Below are 18,779 nucleotides of genomic sequence, written 5' to 3'. Positions count from 1 at the left end.
TGGGTCAGAGCCAGCCGAGGCGTTCGGCGGCGCGGACGGCTTCCGCGCGGGTGCGGGTGCCGGTTTTGCCGATGGCGGCCGAGAGGTGGTTGCGGACGGTGCCTTCGGAGAGGTGCAGGAGCTTCGCGATGGCGCCTGCGGTCGCACCGTCGGAGGCGGCAGCGAGGACTTCGCGTTCGCGAGCGGTGAGGGGTGAGGTTCCGGCGGTGAGGGTTTCGGTGGCCAGGGCCGGGTCGACAACGCGCAGGCCCAGGTGGACGCGCCGGACCGCATCGGCAAGTTCCCGTGCGGGCGTGTCCTTGACGACGAAGCCGCTGGCTCCGGCATCGATGGCGCGGCGCAGGTATCCCGGGCGGCCGAAGGTGGTGACCATGAGGATGCGCACCTGCGGATGCGCGATATGCAGTTGTGCGGCAGCGGTGATGCCGTCCATTCCGGGCATCTCCACATCCAGCAGCGCCACATCCGGATCGGTGCGTTCGACGGCCGCGAGCACCTCGTCACCACGGCCGACCTCGCACACCACCTCCAGATCGGGTTCGAGGCTCAGCAGTGCCGCGAGCGCACCGCGCACCAGCGCCTGATCATCGGCGAGCAGCAGTTTGATCATCTCGACTCCCCTATCGTCCCGGCCGGAAAGCTTGCCAGCACCCGCAATCCGCCCTCCGGCCGATTCGACAGGGTGAGCGTGCCACCCGTCGCCTGCACCCGCTCCCGCAGCCCCGACAACCCGGATCCGGCGCGCGCGCCGTCACCCATGCCGCCGCCGTCGTCGCTCACCTCGATGCTGGTCGGCGTGACCCGCACGCTGGCGTGCCGGGCTCCACTGTGCCGCACCACATTCGTGATCGCCTCGCGCAACACCCATCCGAAGACGATGCTGTGCCGGATCGGCAGTTCATCGCCGTCGGGCAGATCGGCGGCGATTCCCGCGGCCCGCAGCGCGGTTCGCGCATTGACCAGCTCACCGGCCAGCGATATCTCACGCAGCCCGCCGACCGTGGAGCGAACCCCGGCGAGCGATTCCCGCGCGAGTCGCTCGATATCGACCAGTTCGGTCTTGGCGCGCTCCGGATCGATATCCATAAGCCGTTGCGCCAGTTCGGTTTTCACCGTGATGACGGTCAGCGAATGCCCGAGGATATCGTGCACATCCCGCCCGACCCGCAAACGCTCCTCGGCCACCGCCAGCTCGGTCAACTGTTTGCGCGCCAGATCCAGCGCCTGATTATTGATAATGATCAGGCGAACACCGCCGACAGCGATCGCCGACAGCGCCATACCCTGCATGATCGACCAGTCCGGCGCTTCGCCCACAATCAGCTGCGGCACCACCGCGGTTGCCAGGAGCAGAACGATCAGCAGCGGCACCGCACGCCGTATCGGCAGCGCGAAGGCGATGAAGGTGCCGATATAGGTGGCGAGCCCGTTCGCACCGGTATAAAGGGTGGCCGTCGCCGCCAGCAACAAGGCGACGAGGACGGCCAGCAGCCTGCCCACCAACCACGGGCTCGGGCTCGGCCAGGTGGGTCCGTGCAGCGGCAGCCGGAACAACACCCAGTAGGAACCCAGATAGCAGATGACGAAGGCGACGAGCACCGCAATCGTGTAGATGCGAGCCACCGGCTGATCGAGCGCCCACGCATGCTTCAGCGGGTCGATCAGGTACACCGTCCACACGATCACGAAGACCCACCCGACCCGCCGTCGCCGGCCGATCTGCTCATCTTCGTACGTCACATCGCCGGACGTTACCGCAGGTCCGGGCGCTGCGAGCCGACGCAGCGTCCGGGTCGCCGAATCCGCGACGCCGTTCACACGCGAGGTCTCGCCGGTCGGTGGCATGCGCTTCATAGCTTCAGCGTGCCGTATCGCGTCGGAAGAGGAATGCCGACCCGAGGGTGAAGACGGTCGCCCACACGAGCACATTGGCCACCGCGAGTACCAGGGCGGCGCCACTCGGATCGGTGAAAGGCGCACGTGCCAGAACCGCGATCCCATTGGTGGGGAACACCTTCGACACCGTGTCGAACCAGCCGTGCAGCGGCATGAACAGCCCACCGGCGAAGGCGAGCAGGGCCAGCAGCACGCCGAGCAGCTGCATGACGTTCTCCGAGGGCAGCAGATACCCGATGAAGAGCCCGAAGGCGGCGAAAACCGCCGAGCCGAGCCAGGCGATCAGAAAGCAGACGAGCCACGCCGAGGCCGGAAGCTGCGCCCCGAATATCGCGCCGACGGTGAAAACCACTGCGACCGAGGCCAATCCGAGCGTCATCGCAACAATAATCTTGGTGGCGATGTAGGCGAGCGGCGGCAGCGGAGTCAATCGCAGCTGGCGGCTCCAACCCTGCGCGCGTTCCACCGCGACCATGGCCCCGCCGCTGGTGGTGGCGAGCATGGCCCCGTACACGGCCATGGAGACCATGACGTAGCCGGTGGTGTTGCCGGAGCCGATCATCTGGGTCTTGTAGCCCGATTGCAGGCCGAAGGCCACGAAGAATACCGGCGGCATGATCAGCGAGAAGATCAGCGCGCGCTTGTTGCGCAGCATGCGCCGCATTTCCAGAGCCACAAAGGCCGGGCGTATTCCGCTCCGGCGCAGCCCGGTCCGGGCATCGAGGACGGTCATATCAGTGGTCTCCCGTCAGAGCGAGGAACGCGTCCTCGAGGTTGTGTGCCGAGATCTCGAGATCGGTGGCCGGGGTGGCGGTGAGCAGATAGCGGGCGACAATGTCGGAATCCTTGGCGCGCACAGTGATTCGATCGCCGCGCTGCTCGACGTGCTCGACGCCGGGTATCCGCAGCAGCACCGTGGCATCGGCGGCGGGCAGGGTCGCGCTGATGGTGCGCCCGGATGCCATGTTCTTGACCTGGGCGGCACTGCCATCGGCCACCACCCGGCCCGCGCGCATCAGCACGATGCGGTCGGCGTAGGCATCCGCCTCATCGAGGTAGTGGGTCGCGAACAGGACGGTCCGGCCGCGCCGCGAGTCCTGCCTGATGGCATTCCAGAAGTCCCGCCGGCCCTCCACATCCATGCCGGTGGTCGGCTCGTCCAGGATGATCAGGTCCGGATTCGGCAGCAGTGCCAGCGCGAACCGCAGTCGCTGCTGCTGGCCACCTGAGCATTTGCCCACCGGGCGATCGGCGATACCGTCGATCCCGGCTCGGATCAGCACCTCGTTCACGGGCCGGGGCCGCACGTGCAGCGTGGCAATCAGCCGCACCGTCTCGGCCACGGTCAGATCCGGCAGCAAGCCGCCCGATTGCAGTACGGCCGAAATACGGCCCGCTGCAATGGCATCCGACGGATCACCGCCGAAGACTCGCACCACCCCCGAGTCCGGCCGCGCCAGCCCGAGCACCATATCGATGGTGGTCGTCTTCCCCGCACCGTTCGGTCCGAGGAAGGCCACGATCTCCCCCGGCCGAACCACCAGATCCAGACCGTCCACCGCGCGCACAGTCTCCCCGCGCACGTCGAAAGTCTTGACCAGTCCCCGTATTTCGATGGCCGCAGCGGGCGCGACCTCGGACCGCGCGTACACGGTCCCCTCAGCTGGAGCGTTCATGCCTCCACTGTCGACCGCTTCGGCCGCGCCCACCTCCCCCGACCGTCACGACTCCCCCATGACAGATGTCATTCCCGCGGCGCCCTGGTCAGACCTCATCACCGAGCGTCAGCACCACCAGCGGTATCGGGTGCGTGGTCTGGGCCTGATAGCCGGCCAGGAGCTGATTGTGCCCGCGCACCCGATCGGCGAATTCGTCATACTCGGCACCCTCGAGGATGTGCCCACTGGCGCGAAAGGTCTTGTCGCCCAATTCGATCGTGACCCACGAATTCGATATTGCCCACCGGAGAAGTGTGCCTGTGGGCACCCACAATTCCCGATGGTCAGTGGGCATGTCAGATCGGTGTCAGGTCGGTATCAGCCGGGTCGGTGAGAGTAGTTCTCATGAGCAACGCAGCGAACGACTTCGACAGCAACCACAACAACTCGACCTGGACCGGCACGGTGACGGTCGACGACACCGCGCTGGCCGTGACCGATACCGGTGGGGCCGGGATGCCGGTGATCTACCTGAACGGGTCCTACGCCACGCAGCGGAGCTGGCGGCCCGTCATCGCCGAACTGGGCACCGGCTGGCGCCACATCACTTTCGACGAGCGCGCCCGCGGCAAGTCGAAGAAGTCTGCGGACTATTCGTTCGAGGCGTGCCTGCGCGATATCGACGCCGTGCTGGCGGCGCGGGGTGTGCAGCAGGCACTGATCGTGGGTTGGTCCTACGGGGCGGCACTGGCCGTCCAGTGGGCCGCAAGCAATCCCGGCCGGGTCGCCGGGGTGGTCATGGTCGATGGCGGTTACCCGTGGGATTACCTGGCCACCGTCGACAACGGTGACCGCGAAGCCGGGCGGCAGGAGATCCGGCGGCTGTTCAAGAAGCTGCGGTTCCCGATGATGATGGCCGCCATGCTGGGTTTGACCGCCCGGATGACCGCCGCGCAAGCCGCCGAGGTCAATATCGAACTGAACGAGATCGTCGCCGTCAGCGACCCCGTCTTCGACCAGGTCACCTTCCCGATGCGGTTCATCGTGGGCTCGGGCGCCGCCCAGGGCGCCACCGAGGAAGGACACGCGGCGATGCGCGCCACCCTGGATCCGATCATCGCCCGCAACCCCAACGTCCAGATGAGCGCGAAGGTCACCAGCAACCACACCGACATCGTGCGCAAGGATTTCCGCGCCATTGCCGCCGCCGTCGGAGAAATCGCCGCCGCACAGCACAGTGCGGTTCGCTGACGACAGGGCAGCGAGCATCCCCCCTGCCCGGACGCCGAAACGCAGTGTCGTTCGGGTCATTACAGCACTTTTGGCCGATCCGCCGAACAGGATTGATTCCGGCCGAGAGCGCTGTAATGACCGGAACGTCTGCTCAGATGGTGACCGTCACGGTGTGGAACCCGCTGGGGCCCTGCGGGAACGGCGCGCGGACAGCCCCGTCCTGGACTTCTCCGGAGCGACCGGTGACACGCGCCTGGATGGTGTGGGTGCCTGGCGCGAGGTCTACGACGGTGCGCCAGCGGCGCCAGGCCGCGGGAGCCGTTTCCGCACCGAGTTCCACTGGGAGCCAATCGGTTTCGTCGATGCGGAGCTCGACGGCCGCGACGCCCTGCGGTGGCGCCCAGGCGACACCGGCCACGGTGGTCTTGCCGGGGCCGTCGCTGCCGCCGGAGGCGATGTCGATGCGGGCCTGCGGGCGCACCCACAGGGCGTCGCTGGGCCAGCCGCGCTTCCACCAGTAGTCGACCTGGGTGTCGTCGGACAATTCCAGTTCAGCAAGCCATTTCGCGCCGGTGTACTGGCCGTAGAGGCCGGGCACGAAGACCCGGGCGGGGAAGCCGTGTTCGGGCGGCAGGGCTTCGCCGTTCATGCCGATGACCAGGTAGCCGGGCCATTCCCCGGTGCGCAGCGGTTCCAGCGGCAGTGAGATGGTGTAGCCGTCGACGGCGCGGGTCACCAGGCGGGTGGCGGTCGAATCGGGCATGGCGTGCTCCAGCAGGGCGGTCAGCGGGACGCCGAACCAGCGCGCATTGCCGGCACGACCGGCGCCGGGGGTGTTGTGCACACACACCATGACGGCATCGAATTCCACCGCCTGCTCGGCCAGATCCGCGAGCGAGAACCGCAGCGGGTGCGCCACCTTGCCACTGATGGCGAGCCGCCACTGACCCGGATCGACGCGCGGCGGGCGCGAATTCACGTCTGCCACATAGAATCTGCCCGCCTTGGTGATCAATGGCGACAGGCCCGGCTCATTGCCGAAACCATCCTCCGCCATGGGCGGGTGCGAACCCATCGGGCCGAGTTGCCGGACCCGTTCGGTATGCCGCCGATCCTCGCGCCGGATGAGCGTTTCGGCGGCGGCGAGCAGCCCGGCACCGGCTGTGGCCCAGAGCAATTCGCCGCCTGCCGTGGTCGGTGGCCGACGCAGCCCGGCGCGCAGCACGCCCGCCGCCGCGAGGCCGCCGAACGCACTGGGCACCGACTGATTCGCGCCCCGCAAAGCCAAGGCGGCGGCTCCCGCCCCGAATGCCGCCGCGGCAGGTGCCCGCAGGCGCTGCGGCAGGAACGCCATACCGGCGGTGGCGGCGACGGCCCCGAACACCACGCCCGCCCGCGTGGTCTCCTTGTCGTACCGGCCGGCCATGGCCACGGTCGTCTCGACCACCGGAATCGGCGCGGTATCGGCCAGCAACCGCCCGACCCCGTCGATGACCGAGCCACCGCGCGTCGCGGCGATCAGTTCTCCGGCGCCGAGCGCGCCGAGCCCAACCGCCGCCGCACTCAGTAGCCGTCGCTTACCGTTCACCGACACAGTACGAGCCTCTCCTAGCCGAGCGGGTTGTCTCCGCCCATTGTTCCCCAGCCCAGCTGTGTCCCAGAAGGTTTCCCGGCTTACCGCTCCAGATAAGTGCTGATGATCGGGCCGATGAAGGTCAGCGCCGCCGCGGTGACAAGCTGATTGTGGCCGAAATCGATGAGGTGATCAGTGATCGGTCCGGTGATATAGGGCCGCCACGTCGCGACATTCGGCAGCGGGGCCGGATTGCCCGCAGCGCTGAAGAACAGCAGATCACCGTCGAAGATGCTGGGGCGGTGATCGGAGATCTGACGCAGCAGGTGTTGCAGATCACTGTAGAAGTGCTCGATTTCGGTGGCGGTGAAGGAGATTCCGGACGCCGCCAGCAGCTCGGCAGCCTGCGGCGCGGTGACTCCCGCAGCGCCGGGCGGCACCTCGATACCGCCGAATTCGGCGAGCAGCAGCGCCAGCGGCGGAATATTGCTGTCGTCGACGATTTCCACCTCGGCGCGGCCGTCCATCATGATCAGCGACGGCACCTGCTCGCCGCGCCGGCGCAGCTCGACGGCCATGGCGTGCGCGATGACGCCGCCCGCCGAATAACCGAGCAGGTGGTACGGGCCGTCCGGCTGCACGCGGCGGATCTCGTCGACATAGCGCACGGCGAGATCGTGAATGGTGCGATCGGCGGTGCCGCCGTCCACCACACCCGGCGACTGGAGACCGTAGACCGGGTGCGAACGATCGATGTACTGCACCAATCCGCCGTAGCACCAGGCCAATCCGACGGCCGGATGAATACAGAACAGGGCAGGTCCGGTCCCGGCCGGGCGCATGGGCAGCATGACCCGCATAGACGGATCCACCTCCGGCCGTTCGGCGGCCTCGGTGAGGCGCAGGGCCAGGGCGGCAGGCGTGGGGTCCAGGAACATCCACTGCAACGGCATGGGGATGCCGGTGCGTTCGCGTATCAGGGTGACCAGGCGCACGGCGGCCATGGAATTGCCGCCGACCTCGAAGAAGTTGTCGTCCACGCCGATTCGCTCCGATTCCAGGACCGATTCGAAAGCGGCGGTGAGCGCGCCTTCGCCCTCGGTGCGCGGGGCGCGGTAGACGCGACGCGCGGGCTCCGGGCGGACCTTCACCACGGGCGCATCGTCGTCGTGAATCTCCACGGTGAGTTCGGGTAGCCCGCTGAGCACCTCGATAGCACCGATCGCGGCGTCCGGGGTGGCGGTGAGCGCGGTGAGCAGTTCGAGGAAACCGTCGGCCATGGACTGGGCGGTGGTCCGATCGAAGAGGTCGGTGGCGAAGATCAGCGAGGTGGTGATGCCCGCCGGTTCGCCTGCGGGAGCGAACTGTTCGGCGACCATCCATTCCAGATCGAACTTGGAGCCGGGAGCAGGCGCTGCGACCGGGCGAATCTCCAGACCGGGCAGCGTGGTTCGCGCGGGCTGGACATTCTGGAAGGCCAGCAGCACCTGGAAGAGCGGGTGGTGATCGGTGGAACGGACCGGAGCGAGCGCCTCCACCAGGCGTTCGAAAGGCAGATCCATATTGCCGTAGACCGCCAGATCATCGCGGCGGATGGTGTCGAGGGTAGTGGCGAAATCGGCGGCCGGGTCCAGTTGCGAACGCAGCACGACCGTATTCACGAACATGCCTACGAGGTCGTCGAATTCGCCGTCACCGCGGCCTGCGACCACCGAGCCGAGGGCGATATCCGACGCGCCGGAAAGCCGGGCCAGCAATACCGCCAAGGCCGCGTGCACCACCATGAATGGGCTCGCGCCATGTGCCCGCGCCATTATCTGCATTCGGTCGTGAACGATTGCGGGGACCGTGAATTCGATACGGTCACCGATTCCGGACGGGAGCTCGGGGCGAGGCCGGTCGGTGGGCAGTCGGTGCACCTCGGGCAGGCCGTCGAGACGGGTGCGCCAGAATTCCAGCTGGCGGTGGGCGAGGCTGTCGTGGTCGGCGTCGGAGCCGAGCAGTTCCTGCTGCCAGAGTGCGTAGTCGGCGTACTGCAACGGTAGTTCGGTCCACTGTGGTTGCGCTCCCGCAGCACGAGCCACGTACGCGGCCAGGACATCTCGTGCGAGTGGGGCCATGGACCAGCCGTCGGCGGCGATATGGTGCACGGCGAGCGCCAGAACCGCACGCTGTGGGGCGGTGCGGAGCACCCAGACCCGCAGCGGAACTTCGCGGGTGATGTCGAAGCCGCGGGACAGCTCGGTCGTCAGCTGCTGTGCGACTTCCGCTGTGTTCGTGTCGATTTCGGAAATCGGCGTGGAGCCCGCGCCGGCAGGAAGGATGCTCTGGTAGGGCATCCCATCGGGGCCGACCGGATAGCTGGTCCGGAGCGTCTCGTGCCGGGCCACCACATCGTCGATGGCCGTGCGCAGCGCCGTAATATCCAGGCTCCCTTCGATTTCGAAGGCTCCCGGGATGTTGTAGACGGGCGATCCGGGATCGTAGCGGTTGAGGAACCACATGCGCTGCTGTGCCGCGGAGAGCGGAATATGCTGCGGGCGGGGACGAGGTCCCGGGTGGGGACGATCGGTCATGGACTCGGCGGATATGAGGGCCGCCAGTTCCGCCACCGTCGGCGCATCGAAGAGCGCCCGCACCGGGACCGTCGTTCCGAGTGCGGTGCCCAGTCGCGCGGCCACTCGGGTAGCGATGAGCGAATTGCCGCCCAGGGCAAAGAAATCGTCGTCTCGCCAGACTTGATCGATACCCAGGACTTTGGCGAAAACGGCGGCAACCGCTTCCTCCTGCGGGCCGACAACAGGCTCCCGGGCACCCATTGTCAGCGGCGGCGCGGGCAACGCGTCGCGATCCAGCTTGCCATTGGCCGTGCGCGGCAGATCATCCAGCGCCAAGAGGGCGGACGGGACCATATAGGACGGCACTCGCTGTGCGACTTCACTCTTCAGATCTCGCAGCGAGATCTCCGCGCCGGGCTCAGGGACCACGTAGGCGACCAGCATTCCGCCGTGCGCATCCGCCCGAACCAGCGCCACCGCGCGGGCCACCGCCGGGTCCGCGGTGAGCGCGGCCTCCACATCCCCGAGTTCGATGCGCAAGCCGCGCAGCTTCACCTGAGTGTCGGTGCGGCCCAGGTACTCCAGATCACCCGCACGCCTGCGCACCAGATCACCGGTGCGGTACATGCGCCGGCCAGGTGCGTACGGGTGGGCAACAAAGCGTGCGGCGGTCAGGTCCACACGGCCGAAATAACCTCGTGCCAATGCGATACCCGCGAGATAGAGCTCACCCACCACGCCGTCCGGCACGGGGCGCAGGCGATCGTCCAGGACCAGTGCATGCACTCCGGGGGCGGGCCGGCCGATGGTGATCGGTGCGCCCGGCTGTAGCGGCGCGCTGCCGGTCGCCCAGACCGTCGCCTCGGTGGGGCCGTAGTCGTTGAAGTGCAGGCGGTTCGGTGCGGACCAGGCCGCGACCAGTTCGGGCGGGCAGGGTTCGCCGCCGGTGACGATCGTGCGGAGTTCGTGCAGCCCTGCGGGTTCCACGGTGGCCAGCGCCGACGGTGTGAGAGCGATATGCGAGACATGCTCGCGGGCCAGGAGTTCGGTGAGATCCGGACCGGCGAAGGCGGTGGGCGGCGCGATGACCAGGGTAGCTGCCGCACCTACCGCCATGACGAGTTCCACTACCGAGGCATCGAAACTCGGTGAGGCGACGTGTAGTACTCGCGAATCGGAGGTGATGAGGTCGCGATCGCACTGCGCCATCGCGAGATTCGCCAGACCCGAATGGGTCACCACAACACCCTTGGGAGCACCGGTGGAACCGGAGGTGAAGATGACGTACGCCGGGTTCTCGGGGCAGGCGCGGTACTCGTAGGACGCATTCGCCGTCTGCGCCTGTGCCGCAGCGGTTTCGAATTCCGATGGATCGTCCACGCACCACCAATCGACTGCGTCCGGCAGCCGGTCGCGCTGAGCGACAACGGTCAGGCCGATTGTCACTCCGGAGACCTCGATGATTCGCGCGATGCGGTCCGACGGGTACGACGGATCGACCGGGACGAATGCCGCTCCGGTGCGGGTGATCGCCCAGACGGCCAGCACCGATTCGATGGAGCGTGGAATACCCACGGCCACCAGCATTTCCGGGCCTGCGCCAGCCTGTGCAAGCCGCTCGGCGAGGATCGTCGCACGCTCGTCGAGTTCCCGATAGGTCAGCTGATGGTCGCCACACACCACCGCCACGCCCTCCGGGTTGGAGGCAACGGCGTTTGCCATAAGTTGCGCCATCGGGCGCGGTGTGGCGACCGGCTCTGGTTCGATACGGGCTTGTTCCTGCTCGACGGCGGTGAGGAGGTCGATATCACCTACCGCAGAGCCACTTTCGAGCGTGACGGCAGTGAGCAGCCGCACCAGGCGGTCAGCGAAGGCCCAGACGGTGGATTCGTCGAACAGGTCGGTGGCGTAACAGCAGCGCAGCTGCATGCCGTCCGTATCCGCGACAACGGTGAGACTCAGATCGAATCGACTGTTGGTCTGCGGCAATTCCAGTGGGACCACTGTTATTTCGGGCAGCTCCAACTCCGGCAGCGCCAGATTCTGGAAGACGAGCATGATCTGCACCAGCGGATGCCGGGCCTCCGAACGCACTGGAGACAGCACCTCGACCAGTCGCTCGAAGGGGACGTCGGCCTGTTCGAGGGCGGCGAGGTCGGTATCGCGAACTCGGTCCAGCACCGCGTCGAAGGTCTCGTCGGCGTGTATGCCGGTGCGCAACACCAGCGTATTCACGAACATGCCGACAAGATCGTCGAGATCGCGATGCCCACGCCCGGCAACCGGGGTGCCGATCACTATGTCTGCGCTGCCGCTCAACCGGGCCAGCAGCACCGCCAAGGCGGCGTGCACCACCATGAACGGAGTGGCCCGTTGCGCGCGGGCGCAGCGCTCGATCGCGGCGCTCACCTCGCTGTTCACGCGGGCCGTGCATTCGGCGGCACGGTGCGAGGCACGCGCCTGCCGTGGGCGGTCGGCAGGCAAATCCAGGTGATCCGGCAAGTCGGCGAGGGTGCGGGACCAGTAGTCGAGCTGCTGGGCCAGCCGGGATTCCGGATCGTCTTCGACGCCGAGCCGGGCATGCTGCCACAGCGTGTAGTCGGCGTACTGCACCGGTAGCGGCTCCCATGCGGGCTGCCGACCTGCGGCGCGAGTCGCATAAGCCGCTGCCACATCCCGGGTCAGTGGGGCCATCGAGAAGCCGTCGGTCGCAATGTGATGCGCCACCAGGACGATCACATGCTCCTCGGGTTCGATGCGGAAGAGTCTGAAGCGCAGGGGAACTGCCTTGGTGACATCGAATCCCTCAGTGACTGTGCGCATCACGGCGGTGGGCAGTTCTTCGAGAGTCATCGCAATGGGTTCGAGATCCAATGGAACCTCAGCCGCCGACAGGATGTGCTGCCCGCCGACCCCGTCGATATCGGGGTACAGGGTCCGCAGCGTCTCGTGCCGCTCGATCACGTCGTAGAGTGCCGTCCGCAACGCGGTGAGATCCAAATGGCCGGAAAGCCGCAGTGCCACAGGCACGTTGTACGCCGGGGACGACGGGTCGTAGCGGTTGACGAACCACATGCGCTGCTGCGCCGGAGACAATGGCACCGGGTCCGGCCGCGGGCCTCGGATCAGCTCCGGACCTGCCGCCTCGCGCCCGGCGACTGCCAATACACGCGCCAACTCGGCCACCACGGGCGCTTCGAACAGCAGCCGCACCGGAACCGGAGTCCCCAGCGCCGCACTCAACCGAGCCGACACCCTGGTGGCAATGAGCGAATCGCCGCCCAGCGCAAAGAAGTCGTCCCGGGCACCGACGCGGCCGAGGCCCAGCACCTCCGCGTAGGTCTCGGCAACAAGCACCTCACCGCCGACCGGTGCCACATATTCGGACTGCACGACTTCAGGTTCCGGCAGCGCCCGCAGATCGATCTTCCCGGTACGAGTACGCGGCAACTCCGCCAGCACCTGAATACTCGACGGCACCAGATACCGTGGCAGCCGCACGGCCACCCACGCCATCAGCACAGCGGCGCTCGGTGCGACGGCACCGGACGGCAGAGCATCCGCATCAATAGTTCGAGCCACACCAGCAGCCCCGCCGACCGTTCGAACCGAAGAAGCAGCATCCGCGGCCGTTCGAATCGGACCGGTAGCCCCGCTGGCCGCCCGAAGCGGACCAGCAGCATCGGCGGGCGTTCGAAGCGGACCAGCAGCATCGGAGGTACCCGGCGTGCCGGAATCCGCGCCGACGTGCCAGTCCAGTCGCCCAGTACCTGTCCGCAGATCGATCTGACCGGCCGGTTGGGCTGGGGCGGCGGTGCGATCGGACTCGACGTCCATACTTCTGCTGTGCGCTGCGCGCTCCCAGGGCGGTGCCGTCGCGGGAGCGACGAGCGTGACGTAGGAGTGCAGGGCGGTGGCGGCGGTGCGGGTGCGGCGGGCGATTGTGATGGAGGCTTCGACCTGGGGATGGGTCGACAGCACTGCGTCGACCTCGCCGGGCTCTACCCGAATGCCACGGACCTTCACCTGGAAGTCGCTGCGGCCCGCGTATTCGAATCCGGTTGGGGTGCAGCGCATCAGGTCGCCCGTACGGTACAGGCGTCCGCCCGCGGAGTAGGGGTCGGCGATGAATCTGGAGGCGGAAAGCGCTGGGCGGCTCGCGTATCCACGGGCCACACCGGGGCCGCGAATGTACAGCTCGCCAACGGCTCCCGGAGGCACCGGGCGGAGCCAGTGGTCCAGTACCAGCAGGCTGGCACCGGGGACCGGGGTGCCGATGACGGCCGCTGTCTCCGGTGTCATATCCGCGCGGTAGGCGGCGGCGATGGTGGTTTCGGCGGGGCCGTAGGAGTTCACCAGGAGGCGGCCCGCGCTCATGCGGGTAATGAGGGCGGGCGGGCAGGTCTCACCGCCGGTGGCGATAACCCGGACCCCGCGCAGGTCGTCGACATCCAGGGTGGCCAGGACCGTCGGCGTGCAGATCAGGTGGGTGGCAGCACCGTCGGTGAGAGCTGTCGCAAGTTCGGCGCCGGCATTGGAATCCGGTGGCGCGACAACCAGCGTCCCGCCTGCCGCGAAAGTGGAGAGCCACACCAGGATTGCCGCATCGAATGCGGGATTGAGGCAGTGCAGTACGCGGGAATCACGGTCGATCAGGCACTGCTCCGCCGCGGCCGAGGCCATATCGGCCAGACCCGTGTGAGTGACGACCACACCCTTCGGAGTGCCGGTGGATCCGGAGGTGAAGACCACGTACGCCGCATGCTCGGCGCGCAGGGGCCGGAGCCGTTCCGCGTCGGTCACGGGGTCGGCCGGCGCTACCTCGATTCGGGCAGCGGTATCCGGATCATCCAGCAGCAGCCAGGGCAGCTCGGGTGGCAGGTCTTCATGGCACGATATGACTGTAATGCCCAGCACGGCAGCAGATTCAGTCGCAATGAGAGCGGTGCGACCGGCAGGCTGCGAGATATCGACAGGTACGAATGCCGCACCCGTTTTAGCCACCGCCCACAGCGCCACCATGGCCTGCACCGAGCGTGGCAGGGCAACCAGCACTGCCCGCTCCGGCCCCGCACCCGCACCGATCAATACCCGTGCCAATTGATTCGACATCACATCCAGCTCGCCATATGTCAGCTCGCCGGCCACCGCAAATGCGCCGGAGCGCGCCCGACTGCCGAAGTCACTACTGCCGTACAGCAGGGCGCGGACCTCACTACTGGAGTGCCGCAGGCTGCCGACGTCGCTACCGGAGCGCAGCACGCCCTCGACATCACCACCGGACCCACCTGGCGCACGGTGCGCGACGCCGGAGCCGTGTCCGCCTGCGCTCTGACCATCGGAGGTCGCCGTACGTGCCTGTGCAGGCGCATCGACGACCGCGGCAGCATCATGAATTCCCTTGCCTGCGAGTAGGTCTGGGAGCAGCCGGATCTGGTGGGCGGGCCCGCCGTGTCGAATGGCGCGCGCATCTACAGGATCGGTGCTCCGAGCCGAGGCAGTGCGGCGGTGTGGGTCCTCCGCGAGAATTGTCAGCAGCCGCGCTAGTCCGTCGGCGATCGAATCCGCTTGCTCCGCATCGAAATACCGTGGTGAGCGGGTCAGCTCCAGGCGCAGGCCGTTGTTGGCGTACGCGGCCAGTGACAGGGGGTAGTGGGTGCCATCGTGGGCGCGAATGCCGGTCACCGCGAGTTGTGCCTGGCGGGTGGCTGCGGTGAGGGAGGCCGCGTCGACGGGGTAGGACTCGAAGACGGTGGCGGTGTCGAAGAGCGGGCCGAGACCGGTGCGCGCGTGGATTTCGTCGAGGCCGAGGAATTGGTGTTCGGACAGGGCGGCCTGCTCGCGCTGGATGCGGGTCAGCAGATCGGAGAGGCGTTCCGCCGGGTCCAGGGCAATACGGACCGGGACGGTGTTCACCAGCATGCCGACCATGCGCTCCGCGCCGGGCAGTTCCGGCGGGCGACCGGAGACGGTGGCGCCGAAGACGATATCGGCGGAACCGGTCAGCTCGGCCAGCAGCAGGGCCCAGGCGGCCTGCACGATGGTGTTGAGGGTGACCTGGCAGTCCGAGGCGGTGGCGCGCAGCCGATCTGCGAGGTCAGCGGGTAGCGGAACCTCGTGGGCGACAGGCGCGGTGGGCGCATCGGTGCGCGGAGCGTTCGGGGCGACCAGGGTGGGGCCGTCCAGGTCTGCCAGCGACTGCGCCCAGGCGTCGCGTGCACGATCGGCATCACGCTCCGAGAGCCATTCGAGGTAGCGCCGGAAGGGTACAGGTGGCGCGAATCCGCGGTCATCGCCGCTGGTTTCGTACAATCCGACGAGTTCGGCGAGGAGCAGTGGCATGGACCAGCCGTCGAGGATCAGGTGATGGTTGGTGATGACTATCCGGAACCGGCGCTGCCCCAGGGCAATACACAGGAATCGAATGAGCGGGGGCGCATCGACCGCGAATGGTGTTCGCAGTTCCGCCGCCGCCATCTCGTCGAGTTCGGCCTCCGTCACGCCGTACGCCTCGCGATAGGCACACGGCACCGCCACCTGTGCGGCAATCACCTGCACCGCCCGATCGCCGGACTGTACGAATCCGGCGCGCAGCACCGCGTGCCGGCGAACCAGCGCCTCGGCCGCAGCCGTCAAACGGTCGAGTTCGAGATCGGCCTCCACCTCGATGACCGCCTGCACCGAGTAACCGTCCGGCCCGCCCTCGGCCAGCTGCGCCTGGAAGAGTAGCCCGCGCTGCAGCGGAGTCAGTGGCAGCACATCCTCCAGCAGCCCGTAATCCTGGTCCCACACATCGATTTCGGCCTGCTCTACCTCCAGCAACGGCAAATCACCGGGTGTGAATCCACCCGCCTCCGGCGCACTCACCAGCTCGGCGATCTCCACCACCGCCGAAACCCATTCCCGCGCCAGCGCTTCCACCTCCGAGCGGCCGATAGCGCCCGGCGCGAATTGCCACACGGCACGAATCCGCGGCCCCCGCTCGGACTCGAGCGTCACCGCATCGATCGAAAGCACCGCCGCCAGCGGCATACCCGCCTCCGCGTGCCCCCCGAGTCGAGCCGCCATATCGACCGGCAGCCAATCCCCCTCCACCGCCATATCGGGCACCTGCCCGAGATAGTTGAACCCCACCTGCGGCTCCGGCAACAATGCCAGCTCCCCCGCAGTCCCCGAACCCGAATACCGCAGCACCCCGAACCCGAACCCGCCCCGCGGCACCGCCCGCAATTGCTCCTTCACCACCTTCAAAGCCGCTTCCGCAGAACCGATCCGCACCGAATCGCCAGGCAACGCTGCCGCCCCCACGGAACCCGATCCCGCACCGGCGAAACTCGTCTTCCCCGCGGCGACCTCCAGCGCCACTCCGGACAGGTTCGGCTCGGCATCGCGCGCACCAGCACAGGCCGGCGATGAAAAGCCCGCCGCCACCACCGGTCCCAGCCGCACCGGAACCTGAGCGGTGAACCAGCCCACCGTGCGCGACAGATCGGCTCCGGCAATCGCGGCCTCATCGCGGCCGTGCCGCTCCACAGCCACGACGGTCGCCGCCGCACTCGCACCGAATTCGCCACGGGCAGAACGCCACCGCGCCAATGCCAAAGACAGTGCGGCCAGCAGCGCATCCTCCACACCGCACCGATAGGTCGAAACCATCCGCCCTACCAGCGCCGCCGAGGCAACACCGGGGATCTCGACCTCGAGCCGCCCCGCAGCCCCGTGCGTATCGACCTGCGGATCCAGCCGCCGAATACCCAGCAGCGGATCAGCCGCCAATACCGCACGCCAGTAATCGAACTCGCACCCGGGCCAGCGCCTGGGATCCGCCCGCTTCACAGTCACACCGGCCTGTGCAGGGGCAGCATCGTTCCCGCCGCCTGTGCCGCCGAAGTCCGGTGCGTAAGACACACCGAGCACATCCGACGAAGCACTCGCCACGCCGCCGACAAGCTCACCCGCATCCCGGTGGGCCGCGCCGTCCACACCGCCAGCGCCACCGAAATCCGGTGCGTAAGACACACCGAGCACATCCGACGAAGCACTCGCCACGTTGGCTACGGGCTCGCCTGCAGCGCGGGGCGCAGTTTCGCCCGCTACATCGACAGATTCCGCTGAAACCGGTGCGATCGGCGCGACTGCCGGGTCGACGAGAGTGTGGAGGGCGTGGGCCCAGGTGCGCATGGATGTGCCGGTTTCCTGCAGGGCGGGGGTGGTGCCCGCCGAGGCCTGGGTCCAGGCGGACATGAGGTCGGGGAGCAGGATGCGCCAGGAGACTGCGTCGCAGGCGAGGTGGTGGATGGCGATGAGTAGGCGGCCGTGGGTGGCGGGGCCGGGATCCAGCCAGGTGAAGGCGGTCATGGCGCCGGCGCGGGGGTTCAGGCGGGCGACAGTCGCTTCGAGTTCGCGGTCGATGTCGCCGATGGCGGCAATCCTGCCGTCGGTGGTGGCGATCCTTGTCAGAAGGTCGGCGGCGTCGACGCGGTGGGGTGGCGGGACCTCCAGTTCGATGCCGGAGGCTGTGTCGACGACGCGGGCGCGGAGCATGTCGTGGCGGTCCAGCAGGGCTTGGACGGTGTGGGTGAGGGCTTCGGGTTCCATGCCTCTGGGGAGTCGCACCACCATGGACTGGGCGAAGTGCTCCCAGCCGGGGCGCTGCAGCAGCCAGGCGGCGACCGGGGTGAGCGGGAGACGGCCGAGACCGCCGCCAGGGAGTTCCGGGAGTTGTTCGGTGCGGTCCTCGACGCGGGAAACTATGGCGGCCAAGGCGGCTGGAGTGCGCTGCTCGAAAACTTCACGGGCGGAGAAGACCAAACCGGCGGCGCGGGCGCGCGAGACCAGGGTGATGGCCATGATCGAATCGCCGCCGAGGGCGAAGAAGGAAGTGTGCGGGCCGATGTCAGTGGTGCCGAGGATTTCCGAGAAGAGGGTGCAGAGGATGCGCTCAGCATCGCTGGTGGGTTCGCGTTGCAGGACCGGCTGTGCGACAACGGGTTCGGGGAGGGCGTGGCGGTCCACCTTGCCATTGGCAGTCAGTGGGAGCGCACCCAGCACCGTGACGGTGGCGGGCACCATGTACGGCGGCAGGCGGCGCGAGGCGTGATCGAGGAGGTCGGCCTCGGTAACCGTCGCACCCGCATGCGGCACTACGTAGGCGGCCAGCATGGTGCCGCCGCCCGGTGCGGGACGGACGACGGTGACCGCGATCTCCACGGCCGCATGGGTATCCAGTGCCGCGTCGATCTCGCCGAGCTCGATGCGCATACCGCGCAGCTTGACCTGGAAGTCGCTGCGGCCGACGTACTCCAGAATCACTTGCGCTCCACCGTCGGCGACGGCTGCCGGCCCGCCTCTCGCGGCGGCATCTGATTCGCCACTGGCACCGGCACTCCCGCGCACCGCAGTGGTCCAGCGCACCAGATCTCCGGTGCGGTACATGCGGCTGCCGGGGGCACCCGCGGGAGTGGGAACGAAGCGTTCCGCGGTCAATCCCGGGCGGCCGACGTAGCCTCGGGCTATCCCCGGACCGGTCACATACAGCTCGCCTGCGACGCCGATCGGCACCGGGCGCAGCCAGCGATCCAGCACGAGCATGCCCACACCGGGGACGGGCTCGCCCAAGCCCGAATTCTCGCCGGGCACCAGGCCTTTCGTATAGGTGACGGCGACGGTTGTCTCACTGGGTCCGTACGAGTTCAAGAGATCGCGGCCGCTCCCGAAGCGCGCCACGATATCCGGCGGCGTGGGTTCACCGCCTGACGACACCGCGCGCACCCCGTCCAGGGCATCCGGTTCCAGCGTGGACAGCACCGCCGGGGTGGAGCAGACCTGGGTGATCCCGTGCTCGCGCACCAGCGCGGCCAG

The 18,779-nt window shown here is 67.9% G+C and carries 8 protein-coding genes; 1 reads left to right on the top strand and 7 read right to left on the bottom strand.

The features are described from left to right. Nucleotides 1–4: 4 nt before the first annotated feature. From JWN03_RS40235 to JWN03_RS40215, 5 genes are all read right to left on the bottom strand, one after another. Nucleotides 5–610 carry a response regulator transcription factor gene (locus JWN03_RS40235; protein ID WP_297626984.1) on the bottom strand — a complete coding sequence of 202 codons (606 nt, stop codon included), beginning with the start codon at nucleotides 608–610 and terminating at the stop codon, nucleotides 5–7. Beyond that, on the bottom strand, nucleotides 607–1,854 hold the full coding sequence (locus JWN03_RS40230; protein ID WP_297626982.1) for a sensor histidine kinase: 1,248 nt from the start codon (nucleotides 1,852–1,854) through the stop codon (nucleotides 607–609). Before JWN03_RS40230 ends, JWN03_RS40235 begins: the two co-directional genes overlap by 4 nt. 4 nt (nucleotides 1,855–1,858) lie before the next feature. Continuing rightward, nucleotides 1,859–2,629, bottom strand: coding sequence for an ABC transporter permease (locus JWN03_RS40225; RefSeq protein ID WP_297626980.1), 771 nt, complete (start codon nucleotides 2,627–2,629; stop codon nucleotides 1,859–1,861). 1 nt (nucleotide 2,630) lies between these two features. Next, nucleotides 2,631–3,572, bottom strand: a complete 942-nt coding sequence (locus JWN03_RS40220; RefSeq protein WP_297626978.1) for an ABC transporter ATP-binding protein — start codon at nucleotides 3,570–3,572, stop codon at nucleotides 2,631–2,633. Between the two features lie 88 nt (nucleotides 3,573–3,660). Then, a complete protein-coding gene (locus JWN03_RS40215; protein ID WP_297626976.1) occupies nucleotides 3,661–3,909 on the bottom strand; it encodes a hypothetical protein in 249 nt (82 codons plus the stop codon). A 50-nt stretch (nucleotides 3,910–3,959) separates the two neighbouring features. On the opposite strand from JWN03_RS40215, the gene JWN03_RS40210 reads away from it, so the two are divergent. Further along, nucleotides 3,960–4,805: an alpha/beta fold hydrolase gene (locus JWN03_RS40210; RefSeq protein ID WP_297626973.1), complete on the top strand. Its 846-nt coding sequence runs from the start codon at nucleotides 3,960–3,962 to the stop codon at nucleotides 4,803–4,805. Nucleotides 4,806–4,938: 133 nt separating this feature from the next. On the opposite strand, the gene JWN03_RS40205 is transcribed toward JWN03_RS40210, so the two are convergent. Beyond that, complete coding sequence (locus JWN03_RS40205; protein ID WP_297626970.1) at nucleotides 4,939–6,375, bottom strand: molybdopterin-dependent oxidoreductase; 1,437 nt, start codon at nucleotides 6,373–6,375, stop codon at nucleotides 4,939–4,941. A gap of 86 nt (nucleotides 6,376–6,461) precedes the next feature. Continuing rightward, nucleotides 6,462–18,767, bottom strand: a complete 12,306-nt coding sequence (locus tag JWN03_RS40200) for a non-ribosomal peptide synthetase (protein WP_297626967.1) — start codon at nucleotides 18,765–18,767, stop codon at nucleotides 6,462–6,464. Between the last annotated feature and the right edge of the window lie 12 nt (nucleotides 18,768–18,779).

Source organism: Nocardia sp. (assembly GCF_025465275.1).
GTDB lineage: Bacteria > Actinomycetota > Actinomycetes > Mycobacteriales > Mycobacteriaceae > Nocardia.
Note: the sequence above shows the minus strand (reverse complement) of the source record. Positions and strands in the feature narration are given on the sequence as shown.

What these genes read in the sequence shown, in the direction of transcription:
- JWN03_RS40235 (WP_297626984.1), bottom strand. Translation starts at nt 610, where the DNA reads ATGATCAAACTGCTGCTCGCCGATGATCAGGCGCTGGTGCGCGGTGCG.
- JWN03_RS40230 (WP_297626982.1), bottom strand. Translation starts at nt 1,854, where the DNA reads ATGAAGCGCATGCCACCGACCGGCGAGACCTCGCGTGTGAACGGCGTC.
- JWN03_RS40225 (WP_297626980.1), bottom strand. Translation starts at nt 2,629, where the DNA reads ATGACCGTCCTCGATGCCCGGACCGGGCTGCGCCGGAGCGGAATACGC.
- JWN03_RS40220 (WP_297626978.1), bottom strand. Translation starts at nt 3,572, where the DNA reads ATGAACGCTCCAGCTGAGGGGACCGTGTACGCGCGGTCCGAGGTCGCG.
- JWN03_RS40215 (WP_297626976.1), bottom strand. Translation starts at nt 3,909, where the DNA reads ATGCCCACTGACCATCGGGAATTGTGGGTGCCCACAGGCACACTTCTC.
- JWN03_RS40210 (WP_297626973.1), top strand. Translation starts at nt 3,960, where the DNA reads ATGAGCAACGCAGCGAACGACTTCGACAGCAACCACAACAACTCGACC.